Below are 25008 nucleotides of genomic sequence, written 5' to 3'. Positions count from 1 at the left end.
ATTGGAAAAGCAAATGTGCAAATAGAAACTTTTATTATACTTGGAAGGAAGGTACTTTCCATGGTAGATCAGCGCGGATGGGTAGCGACAATAATCCTCTCTCCTCCTGAAAACACCATCACCACGTGGATTAACTTTCAAATTCTGGCTCCTCACTACCGGGGGAATAGGGGATGACATCATCAACAGAAGCAAACCAGACTGCGGTTCCTAAAACCGGAACCATGAAACGCACGCTGAACCTGACCTCGCTTTTGGTCAACGCCATGGCGCTTATTGCGCCGGGAGCTTTTCTTTGGACTACATTCCAGGTGCAGGCAGCGCAGACCAATGGCGGGGTGACAACTGCCGGGGAGATGTGGACTGGCCTTTTGGCCGCACTGGTCCTTGCATTCTTAACCGCCATATCGTACGCGGAACTGGCAAACATCTATCCAAAAGCCGGCTCCGGTTCGTCCTATTACTACGCGGAAGCCTCATTTCTTGAAAAAGAAAAAGCAGAACATCGTAAATGGGCAAGGATAGTCAAATTCCTTGTAGGCTGGATATCACACTTGTATTACTGGATTTATCCCGGTATCATGGTGGCCTTCTCTGCCATCCTGATCGTGTACATCTTCGGCCTCTTTGGGATCAATCTCTCGATCCCGGAGCAGATCCTTGTTGCCATCGTCTTTGCGGTCCTCAATGGCTACATCGCGTACCGCGGCATCACCGGGTCAACGATGACTGCGATCATCATCAACACCATCCAGCTTGCGGCCCTGATCGCGTTCTCGATCCTTGCCCTCCTGTACCGCCAGGCGCACCCGAACCTCGCCTATGCGCAGTCCGTTTCGACAATCCTCATACCGCACAACTTCACAAACCTGCTCTTCCAGTCAACCATCGCTATCCTGCTGCTGGTCGGCTTTGAATCAGTCACATCGCTTGGCTCGGAAGCACTCAGGCCAAAACAGGATATTAAAAAAGCGATCCTGCTCTCGCTTATCATCCAGGGAGCATTCGCCTACCTGTTCGAGTACTTTGCTGCCAACTACTTCGTCGGGCCCCAGCTGACCGGGACCGATCCCACCGGGGCTGCGATCTCAGGCTATGCAGCTGCAGCCGCATCCGGTGCCCCTATCGGAGATATGATCCGGGTAATCGGCGACCAGATGCTGGGAGGCACCGGCTTTGCACTGGTGTTAATCATGGCAGCAACGGTGGTCCTTGCCCTGATCGGGACAACGCTTGCCTGCCTTAACACCGGGGTCAGGATCACGTACGCGATGGGCAAAGACAAAGAGATGCCCACCCTGCTTGGGATCCTTCACGGAACATATGACACACCGCACTATGGCATCTGGATCCTTGTCGGGGTATCTGCAGCCCTTGGGGCATACGGTGTCCTCAATGTGGATAACCTGACCCAGATCACGCTTGCATCCAATACCGGGACATTCCTCCTGTACGGCCTGACAAATCTTATTGCACTCTGGGCATTCTTCCACCGTCCGGATGCAAACCTCCTCAAACACCGGATAGTACCGCTGCTCGGATTTTTGGCAAACTTCGTCATGCTTGCCGCAATAGTCTGGCTTGGGATCAGTGCCGGTGGCAGCTCCGCAACCGACGCTCTCATTGCAATCGCCATGGTTATAGTCTGGCTGGTTGCCGGCGTAATCTGGTTTATCTCCAACACGAAAAAACAGCAACGCCCCATTATGACCGGGAACCTGCCCCAGGCAAAAGGGCTGGAAGTTGACGACGCCTAATCTTTCGGAGAGTATGATGAACAGCACAGGAACAGCCGGGAGGCAGACAAAGGAAAAGTGGATCCGGGAATGAATCGTTCCGCAGCAGCCCTGCGGATCCCGGCATTCTTACCTTTTTATCGTTAAAGGCGGCGGGCATTTTGGGAGAGACTGGCACAACTGAACCTGCAGGAAAAGTACCGAACCATCTTGTCGGTGTAATCGTTACCTGGAGGGCTATCACCCATCAGGGCCTGACGCGATCGCAGAACGAGGATGCGCACTGGGTTACCCATGTAGTCGAAGGAACAACCGGCACCGAGTCGGCCTCACGGTATGTCTTTGTCGTGGCCGACGGCCTTGGAGGGCACCGGGGCGGTGCGGTTGCAAGCAGGATGGCAATCAAGGCCATAAAAGAGGAGATCCACTCGTGGCACGGCGGGAATGCAGAGCGCACCATAGAACGTGCAATCCAGAAAGCAAACCAGAAAATTTTCTGTGTTGCCCAGACCGACCCGGAACTCTTCCAGAAGATGCAGACAACGATCACCCTTGTTGTGTTGGAAAACGATTCGCTTGTCTGCGGCCACGTAGGCGACTGCCGGCTCTACCGCATGCGGGAGGGACAGGTAAACGTGCTGAGCCGGGACCATACCCTGGCAAGCGACATGCTCCAGCTCCACCTGATCTCCGCAGAACAGGCCGCAGAGCACCCGGGCCGGCACCAGCTCACCCGTTCTGTCGGGGGTGATCCGTTCTTAAAGACCGATGTATTCCGGCAGCAGGCAATGCCGGGTGATACCTATCTGCTCTGCAGCGACGGGTTATGGTCAGAATTAAAAGAAGAAGAGATCCGGGCCGCACTTGAGGGGCCCGATATCAGCCGGGAATGTGAAAAACTGGTCAGGTTTGCCCTGTCCGGGGGAGCCCCGGATAATATCACGGCGATCATGTTCCGTATCGATGTTGTTGGAAAACAGGCTGCGTCCCCGTTCTCCTGGCGCTCACTTCTGGGGAAAGGATAACCGGCCGGACCGTTTAAGGGAGGCATGATGACCCCATGAAGATGATCTGGGCCATAATCCGGCCCGAATATTCACAAAGAGTGATCGATGCACTGGAAAAGACCGGCATTTCGGCAATGACACGCATGAATGTCACCGGCCACGGTGCCGAGACAGAGTTAATGGCGGGCCTTGTGAACTATTCCGAGATCCCAAAAGAGATGCTCATGATCGTCCTGCCCGATATCGACGTGGCCCGTGCGGTCAGGATCATCAGCACCGTGGCAAAGACCTGGCAGAAGGAGAACCCGGGCCACGGGGCGGTTGGCGACGGCAAGATCTTTGTCACCTATGTCGATGATGCGCACACGATAAGGACTGCAGAAAACAAAAAGAGAAGCCCGGGTCTTCCGGCAACCACCGGTCCTCCCGTATGAAAAAGATCATCGCGATCATCAGGAGCGAGAATGTGGAGGAGACCAAGGCAGCGCTCAAAGGTCTCGGCATAAACGGTGCCACCTTCCTGCACGTGACAGGAAGAGGTATGCCCGAAGGATTGAGCCCGGCCCGGAGCCTGAGCGAGGAACGGCCCGCTGCATTCAGGGCCCCGGACGAGAGGCAGGACGGGCTGCCGGTTCCCAAAGGTGCGACCCTCCCCGCGTCCCCGCCAAAAACAAAGCCGGGGCCTGCCGGGTTCCTGCCGCAGAGAATGCTTATCATCGTGGCACATGACGCCGATGTCCGACCCATTATCAACACCCTGGTTGCCGCAAACCAGACCGGTCGCCACGGGGATGGGAAGATCTTTGTCTGCCCCATGATCAGCGCAATCCGGGTGAGAAACGGGGAGCAGGGAGATAGTGCACTTGCCTGATCGTAGCCCCTGTTCTCTCCATGGTCCGGGGCTTTGTCCCGGCACCGGCGCCGGCATGCTCCCGCCCGGAAAAACCGGATATGACCGGGGGTGCAAAAGAAAAAGGGCCCCGTGTACGGCAGGAAAACGCAGGTAGCATTATATTACCCGGCATCACCAGTGGGTTTGAAAAGAATACGGCAAGAATGCAATAAAAACAAAAAAGATGGTTTTCATGAAGATGGTCCAGGCAATCATCCGGTCAGAAAAACTGGATAGCGTAAAAAAAGCCCTTGAAGAAAAAGGGTTTGTGGCAATGAGTATCATTGAGATCACCGGCCGGGGAGAGCAGAAAGGCATCACACTCGAATACCGGGGGGCAACCGTGGAAGTGGACACCCTTCCCAAGATCATGATCCAGATGGCAGTCAAAGACGAGGACGTCGATCCCGTCATGGCGATCATCCGGTCTGCAGGACGGACGGGGAATTTCGGGGACGGGAAGATCTTTGTCTGGCCGCTCGATCTTATGGCAAAGGTCCGGACTGACGAGGTCTGGAGATAACATGACCGGGCCTGCAGGCGGCAGGAACCAACGGGTAAAACAAGGGAAGTGCACGGGGTTTTTGAAAACAGGGTGCGGTGCCGGCTATGCTCAAAGAAGGTGACCGGATCGGCGATTACACCATTATCGGCCTCCTTGGCCAGGGCGGATTCAGCCAGATCTACAAGGCGCTCGCCCCGGACAAAAGCCAGGTGATCCTCAAGTTCCCGGACGTATCCCTGCTTGGCGACCAGGCCACCTACGAGCGGTTCCGGCGCGAGGTTGCCATCGGGCAGAAACTCTCCCACCCGGCGATCCCAAAAGTGATCAGCTTTGTCGAAGGTGCAGACTCGATCTACCTAGTAATGGAATATATCGAAGGGCCCTCGCTTCGTAACTACTTAAACGAAAAAGCGCCGCTCCCCATTGACGAGGGGCTCTCTTTTGCCGGCCAGCTTGCAGAGGCCACAGACTACCTGCATGCGCATGGCGTCTGTCACCGGGACCTCAAGCCGGAGAATATCATTGTCGGGCCGGATGGCAGGATCCATATCCTGGATTTCGGGAGCGCGTTGCTTGAAGGATCCCGCCGGGTTACCTGGCGGTGGGCATCCAATGCATTTGGGACCCCGGACTACATGGCACCCGAACAGATCCAGGGAAAACGGGGCGACGAGCGTACCGATGTGTATGCTCTCGGGATGATCGTGTACGAGATGCTTGCCGGGGCGCTGCCTTTTGAAGGGGATAATCCGTTGGCGGTCATGAACCTGCACCTGACCGGCACACCGGTCCCGCCCCGCCGGTTCCGGCCGGAGATCCCGGCCGGTGTGGAAGCGGTCATCCTCAAGGCGCTCCGCCGCGATCCCGATGAGCGCTACCGCTCGGCGGGCGCCATGAAAAAAGACCTGGACCATTATGCCGAACTCGATCTTTCGGAGTTCCCTTCCGATCCCGAGGCAGCCGTGGGCGGCGGGATGCTCACCAACCGCCAGATCTGGGTAAGGACCATTCTTGTCTTTGTCGGGTTTCTGGTGATTGCCGCCCTGGTCGTACTTGCCGCGTACCTGATGCACAAGCACTGACACCCACCAGGTCCGGTCTTCCGGTGCTATGGTGAGCAATCCTGCCCAAGATGCGCAGATCGCTTCCTGCCGGCCGGTCCGGCGGACCACGGAACCGCGGCCACTTTCACCCCCCGCACGGCCGGATCCTTATCTTTTCGGGTACAGCAGGGATCCGGTGCTATGCAGACCGCAATCCAGACCGGAACAAACCTGCTGCCGGGCGTTTTTTGTGCAACAATGGCACCGGAACGGCCGGTGATCACATCCCTTGATTCGCATGAGGCCCTGCGCAGTTCCTTGTCCCCGGTCTCCGGGCCACACCCGCGGGGTCGGCAGGCACGGGAGGTGGAATAAATGGGCCGGAGTTTTTTGAGCGTCCGCCAGGGCGCAAACCTCATCTCGGCCCGGTGGATGCAATGGGCCAGAAAACTCAGGCCGGAGGACCGGAAGTACGGCGAGCGGCTCGCCATCCTTGCAAAGATGCATTCGAGCGAGGCGTTTGCCGGGTGCGATGATGCGCTTGAAGCCGTGGTTTTTTCAGTGATGGTGGAAGTGATCAGGGAGCAGGAGAGGGCAGGAGAGGAAAAGAAAGACCCGGCGCACTGAGTGCCGCTTGAGGGGTACAATAACCCCCATGTCATGATGAAAAGAACGATGAGCCCTGTGGGAGAGTTCTTTTAGGAAAATCCTCCCGGGGATCCGGAGCCTGTCCCTATGAAACTCGCACAGTGCCCGTTCTGCAATCCGCTTGCTGAAGAGATCGTAGCAAGAAACGATCTCTGTTACGCCCGCTGGGACCGGTTCCCGGCGAGCAAGGGACATCTGCTCGTCCTCCCGTTCCGGCACACGCCGTACTTTTTTTCAATGACAAAAGAAGAGCGCCGGGAAATGATCGCACTCATTGAAGCGTGCAAACAGGTAATCGAGGAGAACTTCGTGCCTGACGGGTACACCATCGGCATAAATGAAGGACTTGCGGCCGGCCAGGTTATACTGCACTGCCACTGCCACTGCCACCTGATCCCCCGGTATATCGGGGATGTACCGGATCCCGCAGGAGGGGTCCGCAAGGCTCTTGCAGGGACCAAAAACCCGCAAAGGGCCCCGGCTGTCACCCTTCTCCCCGGTAGTACCCCGTTTAATCGATCAGCAGGAGCGCCATAAGCTCCGGGTGTCCCTCTACCGGGAACCGGATCGGCATACCTGCCTTTTCTGCGGTCGCAACCATGTTCACGCCCACCGCATGCTCCGGGATCCGTGCCCGTGTGGGGTGGATACAGATGCCGCCTTTTGTATTGCAGGTCTCGCAGAGCCGGCATGAGCCGTTCACAAATGCAAGGGCAAAGGGGTTGCCGGCATTAAAAGCGATACGCTCCAGCTCAAGCATCGCAGGAGCAAAGGAACCGGTGCCGGTGCGGTGGTCGGCCCAGAATTTTTCTGCCTGCTCTTTTTTATCGGCCGGGGCCGCGGGATCGAGCCAGTACTTATAGATCGAGCAGATCACGTCGGGTTCTGCTTCTGCCGGCGAGATAAATTTCACGAGCAGGGCAGAATGGTACTCAAGAAGGATCTTCCTGAACTCATCCGGGGTCGGGACATACGGCGGGCAGGTGAGTTTTTTGCCGTAACTGATGCAGCCGGCCCGGCACTTTAAGGATACGCGGTTTTCGACAACAATATCCGATGCGGCAATGATTTTCGCATCCGCAGCGCCGATATTGCGGGCAGCCTTTTCAAGAAATGCATAATCCGCAGGTTTATCCTGTGCGTTTTTCATGGTGTTTTCGTTCCCGCTGTTTTTTTCGCTAAGAGGAGTATGTGTTCCGGGCACTTTATTTCTTTACCGGGTTTTTTGACTCGCAGGGAACTTTTGTCTGGCAGAGCCCGCACCCGTAAATGTCGATGTTGTACTTTTCTAGGATGTACGGCTTTGTGACGCCGAAGAGGTACTCCCGGCACCGGTTCTTGTCGTGCCCCTGTTTGGAAAGTGCCCCGGCCGGGCACCGCTGGATGCATGCTTTGCAGGTACCTTTGGCATAAAAGAGGCACCAGTCGTGGTGGCCCGCGTAGGGCCGGGGTGTAGGCGGTACCGCGATGCGTGCAATGACCGAGCCGCAGCGCATGGCCTTCCCCTTCTTTGTAATGAGACCATCGCAGAGGCCAAAGGTTCCAAGGCCCGAGACAAACGCTGCATGGCGTTCCGACCAGGAGGTTGCCATCCCGTATTTTTGTGAAATCCCGGCTCTGGCTGCCGGGGAAAGCGACGGGACAAGGGCATCGGTTCCCTGTGCGTTCAGTATGCCGGCCACGTAGTTTGCAAGGGCCACGTTGAACTTTTCCCCGAAAAGCCGGGTCCGTGCCCAGCGTTCCGAGGGCTGGGCTGTTTCCTTCCGGTTGTCGTTTTTTGTCTGCCGGGTAAGCGGCAGGACCCATGCGATGACAGAAAGATCTTCTGCGGTTATCGTGCGGTCCAAAAAAGCGGCCCTGAAATGATCGATTGGCGTTGTATAGGGATCGCCGATATCTTTTTTGAAAAATGCATACAGGGGATCGGCTGCAGAAGAAAAACCAACCAGCGGTTCATCGAACATGGGTTCGGATGCGGAAAAGAGCAGGTCGTTTTCCGGCGAACTGCGGCAGAACTCCCGGATAATCTCTTCGATTGCGGGGCCGGGGTCCTTTTGGGGTTTGAGGGGTTCAGGGGACACGGTACTTTCCACTTGTGCGGGAGTTTCGTAAAACCTTTTGGCATGGGCAAAAAATCCGGGTCACGGGCCCGCAGGGTACACCCCGGGTGCCGGTTGATCCGTTCCGGGATTACTCCGTTGTTCCCGGGAACAGCAGATTGTTCAGGCTCTCCTGCAAACTATCGGGAACATCCGTCCAGAGGATCTGTTCCGGCAGCCGGCCAAGGCCGATCTTTACTGCATGCCGGATACAGGGATGGTACCAGACCGGGACCTCCCGGAGGGTACTGACATTCTGGTTCCCGGACAGGAGCATTTTCTCGGCCGCGGCCGGAAGGAACGGGACTCCTGCCTTATGGTGCTTAAGGAATGCAAGGGCAAATGCCTCCACGGCAACCGGGTCAGAACCGGCAAAGACAAGCCCGGGATCGGGGGAGACCACATATGCCTTTCCCAGCCGGAACGGTCCCATTCTCATGGCAGAGCAGTCCGGCCCAAACGTGGCCTGCAGCTTTGTGGCAACAAAGAGCGTGCCCCGGAGCTTGTCCTTTACCGCGTCACTGATCTCAACGATCTTTTCCAGGAATTTTCCCGAACCGTCATCGCGGGACGCAAGCGTGCTCCCCTTTGCCGCGTTTTTGATAAATTCATTAAACGGCCCGTTTGCGTGAAACTCCATCCGGCTGTCCTCCCGTAGCAGCCCCACCATGCATTTCAGGCCCAGAGTGGCGCCGGCCTGGCTGTGGGTGCTGACCCGGGGAAGGCAGACAATGTGATCTGCTTCCTGTACCTGTTTTGTGATAAAAAATCCCGATTTCCATGACGCAGTCCGGGGGGACCGGTACCGGAAAAATCCATTGTCCCATCCTGCGTCCTCGAATGCGACAAACGGGTCCGCAAGCCCGCCCATGCCCGAACAGGTGTAATTTGCCCGCGAACTCCCGCGTATGATCCCGTTTTTATGGTGGAGGACATGCTCTATCCCGGACTGGTCGCCGATCATGACCCGGGCGCCCCGCTCAAGAAGAAGACCGGCCACAGCCCTGACCGCAAGAGGATGCGTGGTTGCAGGATAGGGATCAGGAGAGTTGAGCGCCGGCTTGATGAGCACGAGATCATCCTTTCTGAGCCACGAACAGTTGTCGGCAGCCCAAAGGAAAGTTTTGCGGATGATCGGTTCAAGGGAGGCTTCGTTTCCGGGGGCCCCGGTGCCATGGGCAAAGACCGGCTTCATTACCGGAGACGTGAGGCGGCATGGGGCAAAAAAGGTAGCTTTTGTACCTGCCCTTTCGCTGCCATCCTCACGCGTACTTGCTCATGTTCAGATCGCCGTTATTTGAATAGCCCCGCTGCTCCCAGTACCCCTCGTAATTCGGGTTATCGGAGAGTTCAATCTCGTCGACCCACTTGATCCACTTATATCCCCACTTGTCCTCGGCTACAAGCCGGAAGGGATAGCCATGGGCGGGGTCCAGGGTGAGATTGTTCATGGTATCGGCAAGAAGGATGTTGTTGTCTGTTACGTAACTGAGCGGGAACGAGGTGGTGTACCCGTCCGTGGCATGGAAGATCACGGTGTTTGCCCGGGGATCGGGGCCGGCATCTTTGATAAGATCGGAGACCCGAACGCCTCCCCAGAGGATCGTGGCGCTCCAGCCTTCCACGCAGTCGAGCGTGACTACCTTGGCATAATGCGGATGGTTGTCGAGGACTTCCTGGTAGGTGGAGCTGGTATTGTTCCTGACCAGGCCGTCAACGGTGAGCCGGTAATCGGATGTGTTGATGTACTGGGTGCCGCTGATGGCATTTTCCGGCACATTTGCAATGGCCGAGAGGTCGGTGCCCTGGTACGACCGGACTTCTGCTGAGGGAAGAGAAGTTACTCCTCCTGCACCCGGGGGAGTCGTGATTCCGGGGAGGAAAAAGATCACAAAAGCCACGGCTGCGATGATGACCAGGATACCGGCAAGGATCGCCACAGACCGTATGTTCATGCGCAGAGCTGTTCTGGCAAGCTATAAAAACGTCCGTTCCGTACCAAACGATCCCCGTGTGCGGCACATTTTTCCTTTTTTTTACAGCCAGCGGGGTGCCCGGACCATGTACAGTTCAGCCCTTTTTGACCGGTGTGAAACATCCGCAGGTATATACACAACAACACCAAACGCTCCCGATAACCACCTGCCGCTTTATGCCTGCCGTCAGCATACAGAACCTGACAAAAACCTACGGCACTCTTTTGGCCGTTGATAACCTCAGCCTTGAGATCGAAGAGGGCGAGGTCTTTGGGCTTCTTGGCCCTAATGGCGCGGGAAAGACCACCACGCTGATGATGCTGGTCACGCTTATCCCGCCCACATCCGGCTCTGCATCGGTAAACGGCTTTGATATTGTTACCCGGGCTGAACAGGTGCGAAAATCGATCGGCGTTGTCTTCCAGGACCCCAGCTCCGATGAGACCCTGACCGGTTACGAGAACCTCAACCTGCACGGTATGCTGTACGGCATGCCTGCGGTTTTGCGCGAACAGCGGATCGAAGAAGTCCTTGCGCTTGTCGGGCTTACACAAAGAAAAGACGACGTGATGAAGAAATATTCCGGGGGAATGCGGCGGAGGCTTGAACTGGCCCGGGGTCTCATGCACCATCCAACAATCCTCTTCCTGGATGAACCCACCCTGGGTCTCGACCCCCAGGCACGGGAACGTATCTGGGAGTACGTAAAAAACCTGGCAGAGAAGAAAAATATCACCATTATCCTTACCACGCACTACATGGAGGAGGCAGACCGGCTCTGCAACCGGATTGCAATTATTGACCGGGGAAAAGTGGCAGCACTTGGCTCCCCGGCCCGGCTCAAGCAGGAGATCGGCGGAGACCGGGTTTTTTTGGAGGGGGCTCGTGGCGACGGCAAAGATCTTCTGGATCTCGAATTTGTCCGGCGGGCCGAGCCGGTCAGCGGCGGCATCAGCCTTGTCGTTGAGGACGCACGCCGGCACCTGCAGGAGATCCTTAGCCGCTCGGGCCCGGTGGAGTCTGTTGATATCCGGCCGGTCACGCTCGAGGATGTGTTCCTGCATCATACCGGAAGAGAGATGAGGGAAGGTTCGCCGGATGGCAACTGGGCGGATAAAGCAATCCAGGCAGGGTTACGCAGATGAACGATCTTCTGGGGATCTACGCGCTCTGGTACCGGGAGTACAAGGTCTTTTTACGCGAGCGCTCCCGGCTTGTTGCATCCGTGGTAAACCCGGTCCTGTGGCTGCTTATTATCGGAGGCGGGTTTGGATCCGTTGTCTCGTTTGGGAACGTGAGCTTTTTGACATTCCTCTTCCCGGGAATCCTTGTCCAGCTCTCGCTCTTCTCTGCGATCTTTTTTGGGGTGTATATTGTCTGGGACAAGAAGATCGATTTTCTAAAAGAGGTTCTTGTCTCCCCGCTCTCCCGGACCTCGATCTTTATCGGCAAGGTCCTTGGCGGGTCCACCGATACCCTCATCCAGCTTGCCATCCTCCTCGTGCTTGGCTACATTTTTTCCCTTACAGGAATCATGGAAACACTCCCGCTCTCCGTGAATGCAATCGTTCTGGTGCTCGCATTTTTGTTTGTGATAACCGCGGGCTTTGCGAGCGTCGGCCTTATCTTAGGGTCCCAGATGGAGAGCCCGGAAGGCTTCCAGCTCATCAGCAGTTTCCTTGTGACGCCCATGTTTTTCCTTTCCGGGGCGCTCTTTCCCATTGATAACCTTCCCGGCTGGCTCATGCCGTTTGTCCTTTTGAACCCGGCCACCTACGCAGTGGACGGGATCCGGGGAGTCCTTGTGGGGCTGCACCAGTTTTCCATCGGTTTTGATTTTCTTGTGGTCTGCCTCTTCTCCGGGGTTATGATCCTTGCCGGGACGTATGCGTTTGAAAAGATGCGGCTGTGACTCCGGAAAAAATTCTTTCTTTGGTCTTTTGTTTCCTGAAGGGATCACGTACCTGCGGTCACCCGTTGCATCCTGTATTACAAAAAAGGAAATACCCGGCAAAAATGGGCGTAAAATCAGGGTATATACCAGCGGCCGGTCCACATGCATATGTTCACTCTTTCGTGAATCAGGAGCACAGATGTATGACTACCCTTCCCAGGTATGCCCCGCAGCCTGCAACCGTTTCCCGGAGAACCGGTGGCGCTTATGGCACTTCCCGTCCCGGCGCAGAACCGGCCGGGGTTGTAGTAAGGCTGGGCGGTATCCGGAGCTCCGGGCAGTGTTGTAGGCAATAACCAGGTACATGTGAGAAACCGACAGGAAAGAATCTGCCATAATCCCCCGTCTTCCCGGGCAGGGAGACGGTTATGCCATTTCCTCTCATTTCCCAACGATTCCTCCCGGGGCCGGCGACCTCATGCACCGGCCGGGGTCCTGTCTCCTCATAAAAAAAAATACTCTATCGGATCCTTCACACGCACATCCGCCCGGGGGTGCAGTCCCCCGGGTATCCCTCATCGGTACACAATACCACTATTCTTTTTTTTAGCAGGATTCCCGGCAAAACCAGAAGCGGCCTGCAGTGAACGGTTCCTGCGCTAACGATCCGGCCCGGGCGGGTTTTTGGGATCCGGGCATTGGGGAAATGAAAAGGGATCAGTACGGCATTCCCGCTTTCGTGCTTTCCTGCTTTTTTTGGTAAGATGAGCGCGCACGGCATAATATTCGTGCGGGTGTTATTTTCGCGAGTAATAAAAATACGACCGCTGTGCGGTTATTTTTCGCTTTTTTTCACAAATCCGGAATGATAGCGGCAAAATTTGCCTTAATTATCCCGATTGATTTATATTACGTGTCATTGACCTCAAGGATAGACAAAAAATCCCTCCAGGTGGAAAATAACATGAAGTCAATGATGAAAGCGTCCAAAATGGAAAACAACTGTTGCGATGGATCGATGATGATGAACTGCATGGACATGCGCATGGAAAAGGCGATGTGCGACCTCCAGGCCATCATGTCGCAGTGCGTGTCCCAGTGCATGACCTCGCACTCCACAAAGCCCATGCCGATGGACAAAGCCATGCAGAAGTCCATGAACGGCTGCATGACCATGATGTACCGCTGCATGTCCCAGTGCATGACCATGGCACCCATGACCATGCCGATGAACCCGGCTATGGCAAAATCCATGAAGAGCTGCATGTCCATGATGACTGCCTGCATGAAGGCAATGCCCGCGATGGACAAAACCATGGGAAAGTCCATGGAGGACTGCATGATGATGATGTCCACGTGCATGGAAGCAAAGTGCATGAACTCGGCCATGATGAAGTCCATGTGCGACTGCATGATGATGATGTCAGAGTGCATGGAACCAAAGAGCATGGACTCCTCCATGATGAAGTCCATGTGCGACTGCATGATGATGATGTCCACGTGCATGAACCAGTTCATGGAGATGGCAACCATGGGCATGATGCAGATGATGGCACCCATGATGAAGTCCATGTGCGACTGCATGATGATGATGCCCAGATGCATGGAAGCAAAATCCATGGATGCCGCCATGATGAAGTCCATGAGCACCTGCATGATGATGATGGCAAAGTGCATGGACAGCATCTGCATGAACACAAAGTGCATGGAAGCTTCGTGCCCGGATGCAATGTGCATGGACTCCTCCATGATGAAGCCGATGAGCGAGTGCATGATGATGATGTCAAAGTGCATGGGCATGTTCCGTAAATCAGTCTGCAAGATGGTCCCGGACATGCCATCCGGCTGCATGGAGTCCCGGATGAAGAAGTCCATGGGCGACCTGCAGATGATGATCCCCTGAAAATAAGACGCGAAGGGATATACCGCTAAAAAAAAGGAAAGATCTGTTCCGGTTGACAGATTTCCAGGTACCGGTCCTGCCAAAAAAAGGGGATCCACGGGTCTTTTTCCCTCTTTTCCGGTGACCGCGTTTTCTTTTTGGGGCAGGAACATCCCCCTGATGCAATTTTTAAGAAGGTATTGATCGTAGTCCGGCCCGTTGCCCGGGCGTTTAGGTTTTTTTGCAAAAAAAATTTCACTTAACGACGGTGCTATGAGTCTGTACCAATAACTCTCTCCCGGAGATCCAACCGGAGGTGAGCGGGATGGAATGGGATACCTGGTTACTCCTGGGCCTTTGCGGGGTACTGTTTGTCATTGCACTCGTCAGCGTCTTTACGTAATTTGCAGGTGCAGTCGCAGCAGCTGCCGCTACCGGGCCAAAAGACAGAGCATGACCGGGCTCCTGCCGGGGTTACCGGATACATTCCCGGCCGGCACCGGTCAGCGAATAAATAATCCAGTTCCCGTGAGGGACGCCTTCGATGAGCCCGCACTCTTTGAGGATATTGAGATGGTAGGAGAGTTTTGGTCCTGAAATTTTGAGATACCAGATTATGACACAGACACAGAGCGGCTGGTCGCGGACAAGATAAAGGATTGTCAGCCGGATAGGGTCTGCAAGGGCATGGTGGAGAGCGCTTTGTTTGTCCAGTTCCTTTTGTGCAGGTATCTTCTTTTTGAGGGCAGCAGGCCCGCCGAGACGGTCGAGTTCTTCCCTGACGGGTTCCGGGATCTCCCGGAGTTCCCGGTCGTTCCCCGGCCCTGTTCTTCTGCTGCACCCGCCCGCACGCTTAATCATTTCAAATTAATCTGAAATGCCAAGGTATATAATCCTCTCCTGCCCATGATATTTCAATAAAATTTGAAATGGGCGGACACTATGGCAAAAGGACACTGTTCGTGCGATTGCTCACCGCAGGTTCCCGGGGGAGTACAGGAATTCCTGTACGCAAGCCCGGCGATCACCTTTGCCGACCGGTGGGACCACTTCAAGGCACGCTGGGGCGTACACCGGATGGGCCACATTGTACAGCCCGGCCTGTACAAGCTGGGGCTTGCCACCCCGGAATCCCCGGTGATAGTGACTGCAAACTATACGCTCAGCTTCGATGCGGTCCGGTCCGCTCTTGGCAGGACCGATGCCTGGATCCTTGTCCTTGATACAAAAGGCGTAAATGTCTGGTGCGCTGCCGGGAAAGGGACTTTTGGGACCGGGGAACTCATCCGCCGGATTGCACTGACCGGCCTTGCATCGGTTGTCAGCCACCGGACGCTCGTTCTCCCCCAGCTTGGCGCTCCCGGGGTCTCGGCCCACGATGTGCAAAAATTCACCGGGTTCCATGTGGAGTACGGCCCGGTCCGGGCACGCGATCTCCCGGAATATCTCCGGACACGCATGGCAACCCCGGCGATGAGGAGGGTGGAGTTTACCCTCCGGGACCGGCTCGTGCTTACGCCGGTAGAGTTTGTTTTTGCTGCGCTCCCGATGGTGATTGCCGCACTTGTCCTCTTCTTCCTTGCCGGTCCCATTGCAGCGCTTGCCGCAGTGGCAGCAGTCCTTGCCGGCACCGTCCTCTTCCCGGCCCTGCTCCCATGGATCCCGGCAAAGGACTTTTCCACCAAGGGCTTCCTGCTCGGGTTTGTGGTCGCCCTTCCGTTTGCAGCATTCTTCTCATCCCGCGTGCCGGCGACCGACGGCCTGCCCGTGATCGCAGGACTTATCCCGCTCTTCCTTTTTTCGGCCATTGTCGGGTACCTTGCCCTCAACTTCACGGGCTCGACCACGTTTACCTCGCGGACCGGGGTAAAAAAAGAGATCTTCCGGTACGTGCCGGTCATGGCGCTGCTTGCAGGCCTTGGCATCGCCTGCTGGGCAGTGGCCGGGCTTCTCCTGTACCTGGGGGCCGGCCATGCCTGATTCCTACGCGGAGAATACGCTCCGGTTTTATGCGGAAAAGTGCATCAACTGCCGGCGCTGCACGGAGGTCTGCCCCCACGGGGTTTTTGCAGAAGGAGAGAAGACCGCGGTGCTTGGAAACCCCCGGGCCTGCATGGAGTGCGGGGCATGTGCGAAGAACTGCCCGGTGCAGGCAATTTCCGTGCAGAGCGGGGTCGGATGTGCCTCGGCCATGATTCGTGCTGCCCTGAAAGGAAAGGATATGGACGGCGCCGAATGCAGCTGCGGGGGACCGGGTGCATCCTCGTGCTGCGGCGGTGAAGCGTGCGAAGAGGGTTGCAGGACGGATTCCCAGGAAAAGGCGGTGTAAGGAAAAAAGGGTGTGTCTGGTTCCGTTACTCCGCTGCAAAGAGGTCCGGGATACTGAGGTAGCGTTCACCGGTATCCGGCAGGATCACGACAATGGTCTTGCCTTTGTTCTCTTTTCGTTTTGCAACCGTAAGCGCTGCATACAGGGCCGCACCGCTTGAGATCCCGGCAAGGATCCCTTCCTGCTTGGCGAGGTTTCGTGTTGTTTCGAACGCGTCCTCGTTTTTGACCTGGATGATCTCGTCTACCAGCTCGCGCTTGAGTACGTCCGGGACAAAGCCGGCACCGATCCCCTGGATACGGTGGGGACCGGGCTTTCCGCCCGAGAGAACGGGCGATGCTTCCGGTTCAACAGCGATGGCACAAAACGAGGGCTTCTTCTTCTTGATGACTTCAGAAATGCCGGTGATCGTCCCACCGGTACCCACCCCTGCAATAAGGATATCTACGTTTCCGCCGGTATCACGCCAGATCTCCTGGGCCGTGGTCTTCCGGTGGATCTCGGGGTTTGCCAGGTTTTTGAACTGCTGGGGGATGTAGAAGTAGTTCGGGTTTTCTGCGGCAAGCTGCTCAGCCTTTGCCACTGCCCCTTTCATCCCTTCCGCACCGGGGGTGAGGACAAGTTCTGCACCAAATGCCTTTGCGAGTTTCCGGCGCTCGATACTCATGGTCTCGGGCATAACAAGCGTGAACCTGTATCCCCGGGCCGCACTCACGAATGCCAGTGCAACGCCGGTATTCCCGCTCGTGGGTTCAAGGATGATGGTGTCTTTTTTGATAAGACCGGCCTTTTCTGCCGCATCGATCATTGCAACCCCGATGCGGTCCTTGACGCTGCTCATCGGGTTGAAGGATTCGATCTTGGCAAGGATTGTTGCACCGGACTTCGGGGCGATACGGTTGAGCCGGACAAGCGGGGTGTTGCCGATTGTCTGGGTGATATTGTCATAGATTTTTACCATGGGCTTGCTCCAAAAGATCTGGAACGGTTGGACAGGGACAAAGGCCACAAGACAGCCTTCATTCTCCAAAAAACATTCCGGATGTATAATTTTTAATTCTCACTACTATCATAATAATCAGGATATCGGCAAAATTTTCCTTAACTTAGCCGGATTTACTCCGGAATCTGGCAGGAGTGTGCACCGTTGGTCCGGCTGCAATCCGGGCGGACTGCCCTGTCCTGCCCGGCACATCTCGTCAGGTTTATAGCATCCCGCGATCACCGGAAAGTATGAAGCCGGGGTTTCTTGTGATCGGTGGCGTTCTCCTTTTCCTGCTCATGGTGAGCGGCCCGGCTGCTGCCCTGGACCCGTCGGGCCCTGCACCGGTGATGAATGCGACACCGCCGTCCCCCGCCGGTGCGTCCCTGCCGGATACGGGGGCAAACAGTTCCGGAGAACTCCTGGTTGTAACGGCCACCCCGGTACCAACGCAGACTGTCAAACCGGCCCCGACACCGCTCGTGATCTCCTTTAAATGGACAGCAGCAGATTCAACCCCGGCTGCAGGAGTGTCCAATGATGATGACGAGCCTGATGATTCCGTTAACCCCGGGGGGGCGCAGCCCTGGTATGCGGCGGCTGCATCCCTGTTTGCCAATATCACCGGTTCTGATGAGCCGGAGCCGGATACTTCACCCTCGGGATTTGGGAGCATAGCCTCCCAATGGGCTTCGACTGCAACAGCGAACGCCGGTATCCCCAACTGCGCAATGATGAGCCGGTTGCGCGAGGGACTTAACGAATCCGATGTTGAACGGTACAACTCAACCGCAAACGACCTGCTGCATCCGGCCCATGCTTTTCTGAAGGGATTTACCCCCGGCCAGTTTGCGGCCATGCAGCGAACGTATGCAGAAGACCAGGGATTTATCGACACCTGCTATGATCTCAATCCCACTCCCTACTGGGAGATCTTTACGGTAAATGGCAAAATCATGACCATGAATGTCCGGCCGGCAAACTTCACGTCAACCCTGTATGTCTATTCCAATGGCGCAAAGATCCCGGCCATCAATGCCACGGACGTCTACTACCCGAACCGGCTCTACACGTATGTTGTTTATGTCCCGGTACGGAGCAGCCAGGCCTCCATGATCGATGCCATGGACCTTGAATTTGTGAGGGCTTCCTGAAGGATTGTCCCAACGTCCACCCTGGTAAAAATCCGCAAGAGAGTATTCCCATGGTTTGTCCAACACTGCAACCGGTAAAAAAATGGATCGCCCCGCTGCTGGTCCTCGTCGTCATTGCGGCGGTCATGTGCGGGTGTACGCAAAACTCCTCCCCGGGAAGTTCGCCGGCAGCGCAGCCCACGGCGGCCATCACCACTCCTGAACCGGCCGTTCCGCAGGTCACCACGCCGGAAATCGCGCCCCCGACGGCACCCGAATCACTGAACGCCCAGGATACCGAAAACGAATCCGATGAAGATACCGCAGGCCCGGCAATCTCTGCGGCAGGGCTCCCGGCAACGATCACCGGGCTTGCAGGCAGCGCCGGTGGCCCGGTGGACAACTGTGTCATGACACACACGCTCCCCGATATCCTCACGGATCCGGACTACGGGCTCAACAGTGCAGCCACATCGGAACTGGCCGGGTTCTCCCCGGGGCAGTATGCAACCATCCGGCGCGAGTACAGCGAAACATCATCGACCATCGACTATTGCGGAGAAGGGGCAGTAAAAACGCCCATCTGGACCTGGTATACGATCTCTGCCACGATAACGCCCAACGGGCACACGCTGCAGACCTACAACATCACCCTCTATGCCGATTACCTGTCAACCAGGATCACGGTGGTCAGCACGACCGGGACACTCTCCCCGGGACTGGACTACCCGTACCGGGCATACGTCCCCATGCGGCTCGACGACCTGGAAAAGAACGTGCATTTTGAACTGGATGCTCTGCCCCAGACAAGCTAACGGGGAATGAGTGGGAACTTTTTTTCCGGCCGGCGGTTGTAACAACAACGGCCCGGAATATTTTTCCTGAGGGATTCTTCCAGGGAAAAAAGCGTCCGGGTATTCATGGGTGTGGTTTCTTTTCTACTTACCTCGCTGGTAAAAGGGGATTATACCCGGACAACGAGCAGCCAGAGGGTAATAACCGGCAGGATGACGGACACCACCACCCCGTACCGTTTGATGGTACGAGTTCGGGTCTTTCCCCTGGTGCCGGGCGGGATACCTGAACGTGGTACTCACGAGGGTCATGGCAGGGAACACGTACACGGAGATCATGAAGTTATCGAAGAGCTTAAGCACCCCGGGATGAGGGTGAGCTGGCCGAAGGGGTACTTGACCTCGGAGATAACCATGGTTTGCAGAAAGGGTGTACCGCAGGCTGAGGAGACCCGGTTGCCACCCGTATATTTTTCATACATGCCGGCGTTATTATTTCCGGTACCATGGCTTCCCCTGTCCGCATCGTCCGCGTCCTTTTGTATGCACTTGCGATAACCACACTCGTCCTGTCTGCGGTCTGCATAAGCGGCTGTGTGGGCAGTTCCGGTACGTCACCGGGTGAAACGGCTGCCGGTCCCGGTACGGCGCCGGCATGGCGAATCGATCATGCGGTCATTGTCGTGGATAACCTCACGGAGGCCCGCGAGCGTTTTGCAGCTGCGGGTTTCTCCGTTGTCGCCGGCGGCGAGCACGGGGGCAATGACACCGAAAACGCCCTTGTGCCGTTTGAAGACGGCAGTTATCTGGAACTCTTTGCCCCGGTGAACCCTGCAATGGCAACAGAGATGAAGGCGCTTGTTGCCTCGGGAACGTTTGATGCCGCCATGCAGCAGGAGAATGCGATGGACTCGCGCTTCATGCGGCATCTTGCCGACGGGCCGGGCCCCGAGGACTTTGCCCTCTCCTCTCCCGGGCTCAATTTGTCCGCTGCACAGGCCGATGCAGGGCAGCAGGGAATTATCCTTGCCGGGCCGATCCCGATGTCAAGGACACGCCCGGACGGGATCGATGTGAAATGGCACGTTGATGTCCCGGTTTCCGGGGACACCGCGGCCGTGCCGTTCCTTATCGCAGACGACACTCCCCGGTCCTACCGGGTGCCGGGCGGTGCGGATGCAATGCAGCCCAATAACGTGACCGGGATCAAGCGCATCGTTATCAGGACACAGGACCAGGAAAATGTCACCCAGTGGTACGATACGGTGCTTCCCGGTGTGCCGGCATCCACAAACGGTTCGGCCACTACGTACATGCTGAACGGTTCGACAATTGAGGTCCGGCAGGGAGCGGCCGGGACGCAGCAGGACGGGATTGCCGAAATTGTGCTTGCACAAGGATCGGGCGGAGAGCTCGTTCTCGATAACAGCACCTGGGAGTGAGTGGTCCCGGGAAATTATGCGGAGGAGATGACGGTTCCTGCAGTTGCCGGGAGGAGGCAGGATGCTCCCGTGCGAGGGGAGGTCCCGGTACCTGAACGGAATGCCCACAGGAAAGAACCCGGGAATTTAATGTATGGGGAGATCAACAAAGAACCTGTACAGGAACAGTCATCCGGGAGGAATGTATGAGCGACACGAAGCAGGCAGATCTTATCAAAAGTTTTGTGGATTACCTCATTTCGTCACAGAAGATTGAGGTGTTCAACTATTCGATCTTTGTAAACAAGGAAAAGGATGCTTTTTTTGTCAATGCCGTACCCCATTTTCCCCTTGTCCGGTTAAAAGTCGACAATGACAAAAACAAAAAGACCATCGAGGTGGCGCTCAAAATTACCGGGAGCGCAGCAGACCCGCCTGCGGATCTTCTGGACCGGGTCTGTACCCTTGGAGTCAGCGTTACCATGGACAAGGACGGAAAACTCCGGGTCCATACGGACCTGGCACAGGACGCCGTGTTCGCACAACTGCCGGCCCCGGTCACGGATGCGATAAGGAATATCTATTCCGAACTTGAGAAGGGCAATGCAGCGCTCCAGAGCCAGCTCCAGGCATGGTACGATGAGCACACCCGGTGAACCGGCACCGTGCTTATAACCTCCTGCCGGCACCGTTTTTTACCACGTTGGTTTTTGTTGAAAAACGTAAAAGGACATTTTTAAAAAGGTATAACCGGGGAGAGCTACGCCATTGCAAGCAGCAGCCAGAATACCCCCACCGGCACAAGGATGGAAACTGCCAGGCCGGACCAGTTGATGCGTCGCGCCAGGTCGGGCCGCTTCCAGGTGTATAGCGAGATATAACAGAGCGTGGTCACGACAATAGTTCCCGCAAGGAAGAGGTACACGGAGATCATGAATTTTTCAAACAGGGTGAGTCCCCCGATCCCCGGCAGGGAGGCCAGCTGGCTGAAATTGAACATGACTGCGGAGATGAACATGCTGGTCGTAAGACCATACCGGAGGGCGATCAGTTCGCGGTGCTCCTCGCTCAGGAAAAAGGAGATCAAAGCGACTATGCAGAAGATCAGCGGTGGAATAAGCGTCTGGACCACCGCGTCTGTCGGATTTTTGGTTACCGGGACATTGAAGGTCAATTGTGAGAAGGATTCGCCCCACGGGTAGGAATGATTGATTACGGAAAACCCCGGTACACCAATTGACCATCCCGGGAGCTCAAACACGGGATCGACACCGCTCTCATTTACGAGAGGGACATAGATCATATCTGTGGTATCGTGGCTGGAATCTTCAATAACGATCGGCAGGCTGCCGGATTCAAACGGGTAATTCCGGTTATTGGGCGCAATGGTAAAATCCGACCTGACCCGGTACCATTCTTCTTTTTCTGGCCCGGATTTGTCCTCATAGTTCTCCACCAGGGCATTTGCCCCCGAGGGTTGGCCGTTCATGACCTCGAACCGGGAGGATGAGATCGCAGGGTCCGTCCAGCGGAAATGGACATAGTAGTCCATGGTGTAGGTCCCCCGGGCAAAGTCGAGATTCTTGATAGAGTTGACAAAGATCCCGACTTCCACCTTTGCGGGAGTGGTGTTTGCCGGGACTGCAGGAGAGGGTGCAATGTCCGCAGCAAAGACCGGGGGGAGAAGGAAAAGTAATGCCAGTACTACAATGATAAGGAGGAATGCGATCTTCCGTGGGATGTGCCGCATAGTAAGATGCTCTCCCCGGGAAATAAAGAGTTTGCGGGTTTTTCCTCATTTTTTTACCGGGCAACTCCCTATACCCGGCGTGGTCGAACGGTGGGTTTGAGCTCATGGCTCTCCCAGGGGAACCCATGAGTCATGAAATGACTTTTCCGGGGTTAATGATTATGATGGTACACACCTGATAAGTCCGCTCAGCCGTTCCTGTACCTGCACGGGTACATCATCGAAAACTATCTTTTCTGGCATCTCGCCAGGGCCGATCCTTATGCCGTGCCGGATGAACGGGTGGTCGCGGACAGGTACGGGTCAGGTGAGGTCAGCGCCGGTTTGAGGAGCCCCGTATCCCCCTTTTGAGAGCCATGAGAGGTTATCTGTCGCCTTGAGGATGACTCTTTTCTAGTCCTGACGCTATGACAATGGCGTGAGGCAGATTAAACAGTATCGATTGAGGAGAATCTGTTGAATCTATGCAATCTGCAGGCGTGATGTTCTGCGGGGGGGTTATACGGGGATACGGGCATAAATTCGTCGGAATCCAAAAAAAGGGCACCCGATCCGATATGACAGTTCCAAAAGGGTGTACCAGTGTGTTGAAGTAAACCCTCTCTCCCGGATCTTTTGTTCCTGTTTTACTTATGAGAACGCAGGGTTTCTTCGAACAGATATCATCAACATTTATACATCGTCCCTGCATATTTTGAAAAGAGGGAATCGGTCTTGGCAACCGGGTATAGCATTCTCTATGTCGATGACGATACGACTCTTCTCGAGATCGCCAAGATGTTCCTGGAGAGATCCGAAGATTTCACCGTAACGACTGCGATAAGTGCTGCCGAAGGGCTCCGGTTGCTCAAAGGGGGAACATTCGACGCAATCATCTCAGATTACCAGATGCCACAGACAAACGGCATTGAGTTCCTCAAAATAGTGCGGGAAACGTATGGGAATATTCCCTTTATCCTTTTTACCGGTAAAGGGCGTGAAGAAATTGTTATCCAGGCACTCAATGAAGGGGCGGACTTTTATCTCCAGAAGGGAGGCGATCCAAAGGCGCAGTTTGCTGAACTCACCCATAAAGTCAAGAGTGCCGTAAATCATCACCAGGCCGCAGATAATCTCAACAAGAGCAGGCATTTGGTCACAACTATTCTTGAATCGTCTCCGGATCTTGTCTATATCTATGATCTCAACGAGCGTCGTAATATCTATGTCAATAGAGAAATAGCGGTTTTTCTTGGATTCACTCAAGAACAGATCAATGGGTTCCCGGTTGTTCGAGATAATTTTACATCCCGATGATTTGCAAAAGGTCTTGCAGCACCATGAACGGATGAAGTCAGCCAAGGATGGTGAAATAATTGAAGCCGAATATCGGATGAAGCATGCAAATGGCACATATCGCGTCCTTCGCAGCCGGGATATTCCATTTCGTCGCGATTCTTTGGGGGGAGTTACCCAGATCCTCGGTCATGCAGAGGATATTACTGATCGCAAACACATGGAAGATGCACTTCGTGACAGTGAACGGCGTTTTGCCCTCTTTATGGAGAAACTGCCGGCGGCGATGTATCTTAAAGACCTCGATGGCCATGTTGTTTTCAGCAACCGCTTCCTCAACGAGCTGTTCGGTTGGACGGATCCTGTGGGTAAATCCACGTTCGATCTCCTCCCGGTGGATGTTGCTCAGCGGATGGCTGACGATGACCGAAAAGCCTTTGATCAGGGTGTAATGTCAACCGTGGAGGCCGTGACTGATATCCATGGACTGAAGCGATACTTTAAAACCACCAAGTTTTCCGTTCCGGATTCCGGTGGCGCGTCACTCATGGGCGGTATTTCTCTTGACATCACCGAACAAAAGCAAACCGAAGAGGAACTCCGTCAAAGTGAGGAAAAGTATCGGACTCTTCTGTTTAGTACGGGTATCGGAGTCGGATACTGGAGTCCGGACGGTATCCTCCTGTACATCAATGAGATCAGCTTAAAGCGCCTCAACGGAATAAAAGAAGATTTTATTGGCAAACATATCCGTGACCTTATTAAACATGATGATGCAGAAAAATACCTCGAACGTATCCACAATGCGGCAATCTCGCCTCAACCGTCAGAATACGAGGATTATGTCACCCTGCCCACCGGAAAAAGCTGGTATTTGACTATCTACGCAAGAATTGTCGATTCGAGTGGAACGGTGATTGGAATTCAGGTGTTGTCCATCGATATTACGGAACGCAAAAAGGCTGAATTGGCCCTTGATGTTGCAAGAAAGAAACTGAAGATGCTCAACACGATCACCAGCCATGACATTCAGAATAGTGCGTTTTCCCTGTCCGCGTATCTTAGTTTGGCAAAAAAAGAATTCAATGACAAGAAAGTCCACGAATATCTCGATAAGGAGACGGATCTTGTCCAGAATATTATCCAATGCCTGAATGTGACTAAAGAATTCCAGGAACTGGGGACAAAACCGCCCATATGGCAGAACGTAGAACTTGTTTTTTGCCTGGCCATCTCTCATCTGGATTTCGGTACTATCTCACAGCATATATCGCTCGATGGCCTTGAAGTTTATGCCGATCCTCTTCTGGAAAAGGCGTTTCTCCACATGATGCAAAATACGCTCGCTCAAGGTGTCCGGGTGACAGAAGTCAGTATCTCCTGTAATGAAATCGAAGGAGGGATCCGGATCATCATTGAGGATAATGGTGTTGGCGTACCCGGGGAGGAAAAAGAGCATATCTTCGAACGCGGATATGGAAAATGCGGGATACCCGGGCTTTTCCTTGTCAGTGAGATTCTCGCTATCACCGGCATCACGATCCAGGAAACCGGGGAGCCGGGAAAGGGTGCACGGTTTGAGATCACGGTGCCAAAAGATGTATACCGACTTGCCGGCAATTCTTAAATTACCGGAAAAAAA

At 55.1% G+C, this 25008-nt stretch carries 27 protein-coding genes; 19 read left to right on the top strand and 8 right to left on the bottom strand.

Features of this window, described 5'->3' with window-relative positions; translation table 11 throughout:
* The first annotated feature begins 173 nt into the window (after positions 1 to 173).
* The 9 genes from MBOO_RS02270 (at position 174) to MBOO_RS02235 (ending at position 6368) form a co-directional block, all read left to right on the top strand.
* Positions 174 to 1757 carry an APC family permease gene (locus MBOO_RS02270; RefSeq protein WP_011991446.1) on the top strand — a complete coding sequence of 528 codons (1584 nt, stop codon included), beginning with the start codon at positions 174 to 176 and terminating at the stop codon, positions 1755 to 1757.
* A gap of 140 nt (positions 1758 to 1897) precedes the next feature.
* Complete coding sequence (locus MBOO_RS02265) at positions 1898 to 2761, top strand: PP2C family protein-serine/threonine phosphatase (protein ID WP_011991445.1); 864 nt, start codon at positions 1898 to 1900, stop codon at positions 2759 to 2761.
* Between the two features lie 35 nt (positions 2762 to 2796).
* Positions 2797 to 3177 carry a P-II family nitrogen regulator gene (locus tag MBOO_RS02260; protein ID WP_011991444.1) on the top strand — a complete coding sequence of 127 codons (381 nt, stop codon included), beginning with the start codon at positions 2797 to 2799 and terminating at the stop codon, positions 3175 to 3177.
* Positions 3174 to 3614, top strand: a complete 441-nt coding sequence (locus tag MBOO_RS02255) for a P-II family nitrogen regulator (RefSeq protein ID WP_011991443.1) — start codon at positions 3174 to 3176, stop codon at positions 3612 to 3614. Before MBOO_RS02260 ends, MBOO_RS02255 begins: the two co-directional genes overlap by 4 nt.
* A 214-nt stretch (positions 3615 to 3828) precedes the next feature.
* The gene (locus tag MBOO_RS02250) at positions 3829 to 4158 is read left to right on the top strand and encodes a P-II family nitrogen regulator (RefSeq protein WP_048068552.1); all 330 of its coding nucleotides are present in this window, start codon (positions 3829 to 3831) and stop codon (positions 4156 to 4158) included.
* 86 nt (positions 4159 to 4244) lie between these two features.
* Positions 4245 to 5222 carry a serine/threonine protein kinase gene (locus MBOO_RS02245; RefSeq protein ID WP_011991441.1) on the top strand — a complete coding sequence of 326 codons (978 nt, stop codon included), beginning with the start codon at positions 4245 to 4247 and terminating at the stop codon, positions 5220 to 5222.
* Positions 5223 to 5384: 162 nt separating this feature from the next.
* Positions 5385 to 5558, top strand: a complete 174-nt coding sequence (locus MBOO_RS13750; protein ID WP_157677568.1) for a hypothetical protein — start codon at positions 5385 to 5387, stop codon at positions 5556 to 5558.
* 15 nt (positions 5559 to 5573) lie between these two features.
* Positions 5574 to 5810, top strand: a complete 237-nt coding sequence (locus MBOO_RS02240; protein WP_198324442.1) for a hypothetical protein — start codon at positions 5574 to 5576, stop codon at positions 5808 to 5810.
* Positions 5811 to 5918: 108 nt separating this feature from the next.
* Entirely contained in the window at positions 5919 to 6368 is a 450-nt protein-coding gene (locus tag MBOO_RS02235; RefSeq protein ID WP_011991439.1) for an HIT family protein, read from the top strand.
* Here the strand turns inward: MBOO_RS02235 and MBOO_RS02230 are convergent.
* From MBOO_RS02230 to MBOO_RS02215, 4 genes are all read right to left on the bottom strand, one after another.
* Positions 6343 to 6981, bottom strand: a complete 639-nt coding sequence (locus MBOO_RS02230) for a DUF2284 domain-containing protein (protein ID WP_011991438.1) — start codon at positions 6979 to 6981, stop codon at positions 6343 to 6345. The two genes, MBOO_RS02235 and MBOO_RS02230, sit on opposite strands and share 26 nt — an antisense overlap.
* 55 nt (positions 6982 to 7036) lie before the next feature.
* Complete coding sequence (locus MBOO_RS02225; protein ID WP_157677567.1) at positions 7037 to 7912, bottom strand: epoxyqueuosine reductase; 876 nt, start codon at positions 7910 to 7912, stop codon at positions 7037 to 7039.
* Between the two features lie 109 nt (positions 7913 to 8021).
* Positions 8022 to 9125 carry a DUF362 domain-containing protein gene (locus MBOO_RS02220; RefSeq protein ID WP_011991436.1) on the bottom strand — a complete coding sequence of 368 codons (1104 nt, stop codon included), beginning with the start codon at positions 9123 to 9125 and terminating at the stop codon, positions 8022 to 8024.
* A 67-nt stretch (positions 9126 to 9192) separates the two neighbouring features.
* Positions 9193 to 9885, bottom strand: a complete 693-nt coding sequence (locus MBOO_RS02215) for a molybdopterin-dependent oxidoreductase (protein ID WP_011991435.1) — start codon at positions 9883 to 9885, stop codon at positions 9193 to 9195.
* 197 nt (positions 9886 to 10082) lie between these two features.
* Between MBOO_RS02215 and MBOO_RS02210 the strand changes: the two genes are divergently transcribed.
* Together MBOO_RS02210 and MBOO_RS02205 are read left to right on the top strand one after the other, a co-directional pair.
* Complete coding sequence (locus MBOO_RS02210) at positions 10083 to 11051, top strand: daunorubicin resistance protein DrrA family ABC transporter ATP-binding protein (RefSeq protein WP_011991434.1); 969 nt, start codon at positions 10083 to 10085, stop codon at positions 11049 to 11051.
* Positions 11048 to 11818 (top strand): ABC transporter permease, encoded by a 771-nt coding sequence (locus MBOO_RS02205; RefSeq protein WP_011991433.1) that lies wholly within the window; start codon positions 11048 to 11050, stop codon positions 11816 to 11818. The genes MBOO_RS02210 and MBOO_RS02205 overlap by 4 nt, the downstream gene beginning before the upstream one ends.
* 891 nt (positions 11819 to 12709) lie before the next feature.
* On the opposite strand, the gene MBOO_RS02195 is transcribed toward MBOO_RS02205, so the two are convergent.
* Together MBOO_RS02195 and MBOO_RS02185 are read right to left on the bottom strand one after the other, a co-directional pair.
* A complete protein-coding gene (locus tag MBOO_RS02195; protein WP_157677566.1) occupies positions 12710 to 13594 on the bottom strand; it encodes a hypothetical protein in 885 nt (294 codons plus the stop codon).
* 562 nt (positions 13595 to 14156) lie between these two features.
* Complete coding sequence (locus MBOO_RS02185; RefSeq protein ID WP_011991430.1) at positions 14157 to 14543, bottom strand: ArsR/SmtB family transcription factor; 387 nt, start codon at positions 14541 to 14543, stop codon at positions 14157 to 14159.
* An 81-nt stretch (positions 14544 to 14624) separates the two neighbouring features.
* Here MBOO_RS02185 and hgcA point away from each other — a divergent pair, with 81 nt between their 5' ends.
* Both hgcA and hgcB read left to right on the top strand, forming a co-directional pair.
* On the top strand, positions 14625 to 15662 hold the full coding sequence (gene hgcA / locus MBOO_RS02180) for a mercury methylation corrinoid protein HgcA (protein WP_011991429.1): 1038 nt from the start codon (positions 14625 to 14627) through the stop codon (positions 15660 to 15662).
* On the top strand, positions 15655 to 16011 hold the full coding sequence (gene hgcB / locus MBOO_RS02175) for a mercury methylation ferredoxin HgcB (protein WP_011991428.1): 357 nt from the start codon (positions 15655 to 15657) through the stop codon (positions 16009 to 16011). The genes hgcA and hgcB overlap by 8 nt, the downstream gene beginning before the upstream one ends.
* 25 nt (positions 16012 to 16036) lie before the next feature.
* Here the strand turns inward: hgcB and cysK are convergent, their stop codons facing one another.
* A complete protein-coding gene (gene cysK / locus MBOO_RS02170; protein WP_011991427.1) occupies positions 16037 to 16972 on the bottom strand; it encodes a cysteine synthase A in 936 nt (311 codons plus the stop codon).
* Between the two features lie 272 nt (positions 16973 to 17244).
* Here cysK and MBOO_RS02165 point away from each other — a divergent pair, with 272 nt between their 5' ends.
* From MBOO_RS02165 to MBOO_RS02145, 4 genes are all read left to right on the top strand, one after another.
* Positions 17245 to 18147 (top strand): hypothetical protein, encoded by a 903-nt coding sequence (locus tag MBOO_RS02165; RefSeq protein WP_011991426.1) that lies wholly within the window; start codon positions 17245 to 17247, stop codon positions 18145 to 18147.
* Between the two features lie 50 nt (positions 18148 to 18197).
* The gene (locus MBOO_RS02160; RefSeq protein WP_011991425.1) at positions 18198 to 18941 is read left to right on the top strand and encodes a RodZ family helix-turn-helix domain-containing protein; all 744 of its coding nucleotides are present in this window, start codon (positions 18198 to 18200) and stop codon (positions 18939 to 18941) included.
* A 485-nt stretch (positions 18942 to 19426) separates the two neighbouring features.
* The gene (locus MBOO_RS12945; protein WP_011991424.1) at positions 19427 to 20362 is read left to right on the top strand and encodes a VOC family protein; all 936 of its coding nucleotides are present in this window, start codon (positions 19427 to 19429) and stop codon (positions 20360 to 20362) included.
* 185 nt (positions 20363 to 20547) lie between these two features.
* Positions 20548 to 20997, top strand: a complete 450-nt coding sequence (locus tag MBOO_RS02145) for a hypothetical protein (protein ID WP_011991423.1) — start codon at positions 20548 to 20550, stop codon at positions 20995 to 20997.
* Between the two features lie 104 nt (positions 20998 to 21101).
* Here MBOO_RS02145 and MBOO_RS02140 read toward each other — a convergent pair whose 3' ends face one another.
* The gene (locus MBOO_RS02140; protein WP_011991422.1) at positions 21102 to 22091 is read right to left on the bottom strand and encodes a ligand-gated ion channel; all 990 of its coding nucleotides are present in this window, start codon (positions 22089 to 22091) and stop codon (positions 21102 to 21104) included.
* Between the two features lie 714 nt (positions 22092 to 22805).
* On the opposite strand from MBOO_RS02140, the gene MBOO_RS12940 reads away from it, so the two are divergent.
* Entirely contained in the window at positions 22806 to 23387 is a 582-nt protein-coding gene (locus tag MBOO_RS12940) for a response regulator (RefSeq protein ID WP_052291884.1), read from the top strand.
* Positions 23323 to 24993: a PAS domain S-box protein gene (locus MBOO_RS02130; protein ID WP_157677565.1), complete on the top strand. Its 1671-nt coding sequence runs from the start codon at positions 23323 to 23325 to the stop codon at positions 24991 to 24993. Before MBOO_RS12940 ends, MBOO_RS02130 begins: the two co-directional genes overlap by 65 nt.
* The last annotated feature ends 15 nt before the right edge of the window (positions 24994 to 25008 follow it).

It is taken from the genome of Methanoregula boonei 6A8, assembly GCF_000017625.1.
Lineage (GTDB): Archaea > Halobacteriota > Methanomicrobia > Methanomicrobiales > Methanospirillaceae > Methanoregula > Methanoregula boonei.
The sequence above is the reverse complement of the archived record's forward strand: the minus strand, read 5'-3'. Positions and strand labels throughout refer to the sequence as shown.

Coding starts and splice junctions, on each gene's coding strand:
- MBOO_RS02195 (WP_157677566.1), bottom strand. CDS start 13,594: ATGCACTTTGACATCATCATCATGCACTCGCTCATCGGCTTCATCATG.
- MBOO_RS02145 (WP_011991423.1), top strand. CDS start 20,548: ATGAGCGACACGAAGCAGGCAGATCTTATCAAAAGTTTTGTGGATTAC.
- MBOO_RS02230 (WP_011991438.1), bottom strand. CDS start 6,981: ATGAAAAACGCACAGGATAAACCTGCGGATTATGCATTTCTTGAAAAG.
- MBOO_RS02160 (WP_011991425.1), top strand. CDS start 18,198: ATGGTTTGTCCAACACTGCAACCGGTAAAAAAATGGATCGCCCCGCTG.
- MBOO_RS02165 (WP_011991426.1), top strand. CDS start 17,245: ATGAAGCCGGGGTTTCTTGTGATCGGTGGCGTTCTCCTTTTCCTGCTC.
- MBOO_RS02140 (WP_011991422.1), bottom strand. CDS start 22,091: ATGCGGCACATCCCACGGAAGATCGCATTCCTCCTTATCATTGTAGTA.
- MBOO_RS02215 (WP_011991435.1), bottom strand. CDS start 9,885: ATGAACATACGGTCTGTGGCGATCCTTGCCGGTATCCTGGTCATCATC.
- MBOO_RS02255 (WP_011991443.1), top strand. CDS start 3,174: ATGAAAAAGATCATCGCGATCATCAGGAGCGAGAATGTGGAGGAGACC.
- MBOO_RS02270 (WP_011991446.1), top strand. CDS start 174: ATGACATCATCAACAGAAGCAAACCAGACTGCGGTTCCTAAAACCGGA.
- cysK (WP_011991427.1), bottom strand. CDS start 16,972: ATGGTAAAAATCTATGACAATATCACCCAGACAATCGGCAACACCCCG.
- MBOO_RS02205 (WP_011991433.1), top strand. CDS start 11,048: ATGAACGATCTTCTGGGGATCTACGCGCTCTGGTACCGGGAGTACAAG.
- MBOO_RS02220 (WP_011991436.1), bottom strand. CDS start 9,125: ATGAAGCCGGTCTTTGCCCATGGCACCGGGGCCCCCGGAAACGAAGCC.
- MBOO_RS02235 (WP_011991439.1), top strand. CDS start 5,919: ATGAAACTCGCACAGTGCCCGTTCTGCAATCCGCTTGCTGAAGAGATC.
- hgcB (WP_011991428.1), top strand. CDS start 15,655: ATGCCTGATTCCTACGCGGAGAATACGCTCCGGTTTTATGCGGAAAAG.
- MBOO_RS02250 (WP_048068552.1), top strand. CDS start 3,829: ATGAAGATGGTCCAGGCAATCATCCGGTCAGAAAAACTGGATAGCGTA.
- MBOO_RS02245 (WP_011991441.1), top strand. CDS start 4,245: ATGCTCAAAGAAGGTGACCGGATCGGCGATTACACCATTATCGGCCTC.
- MBOO_RS13750 (WP_157677568.1), top strand. CDS start 5,385: ATGCAGACCGCAATCCAGACCGGAACAAACCTGCTGCCGGGCGTTTTT.
- MBOO_RS02260 (WP_011991444.1), top strand. CDS start 2,797: ATGAAGATGATCTGGGCCATAATCCGGCCCGAATATTCACAAAGAGTG.
- MBOO_RS02185 (WP_011991430.1), bottom strand. CDS start 14,543: ATGATTAAGCGTGCGGGCGGGTGCAGCAGAAGAACAGGGCCGGGGAAC.
- MBOO_RS02210 (WP_011991434.1), top strand. CDS start 10,083: ATGCCTGCCGTCAGCATACAGAACCTGACAAAAACCTACGGCACTCTT.
- hgcA (WP_011991429.1), top strand. CDS start 14,625: ATGGCAAAAGGACACTGTTCGTGCGATTGCTCACCGCAGGTTCCCGGG.
- MBOO_RS12945 (WP_011991424.1), top strand. CDS start 19,427: ATGGCTTCCCCTGTCCGCATCGTCCGCGTCCTTTTGTATGCACTTGCG.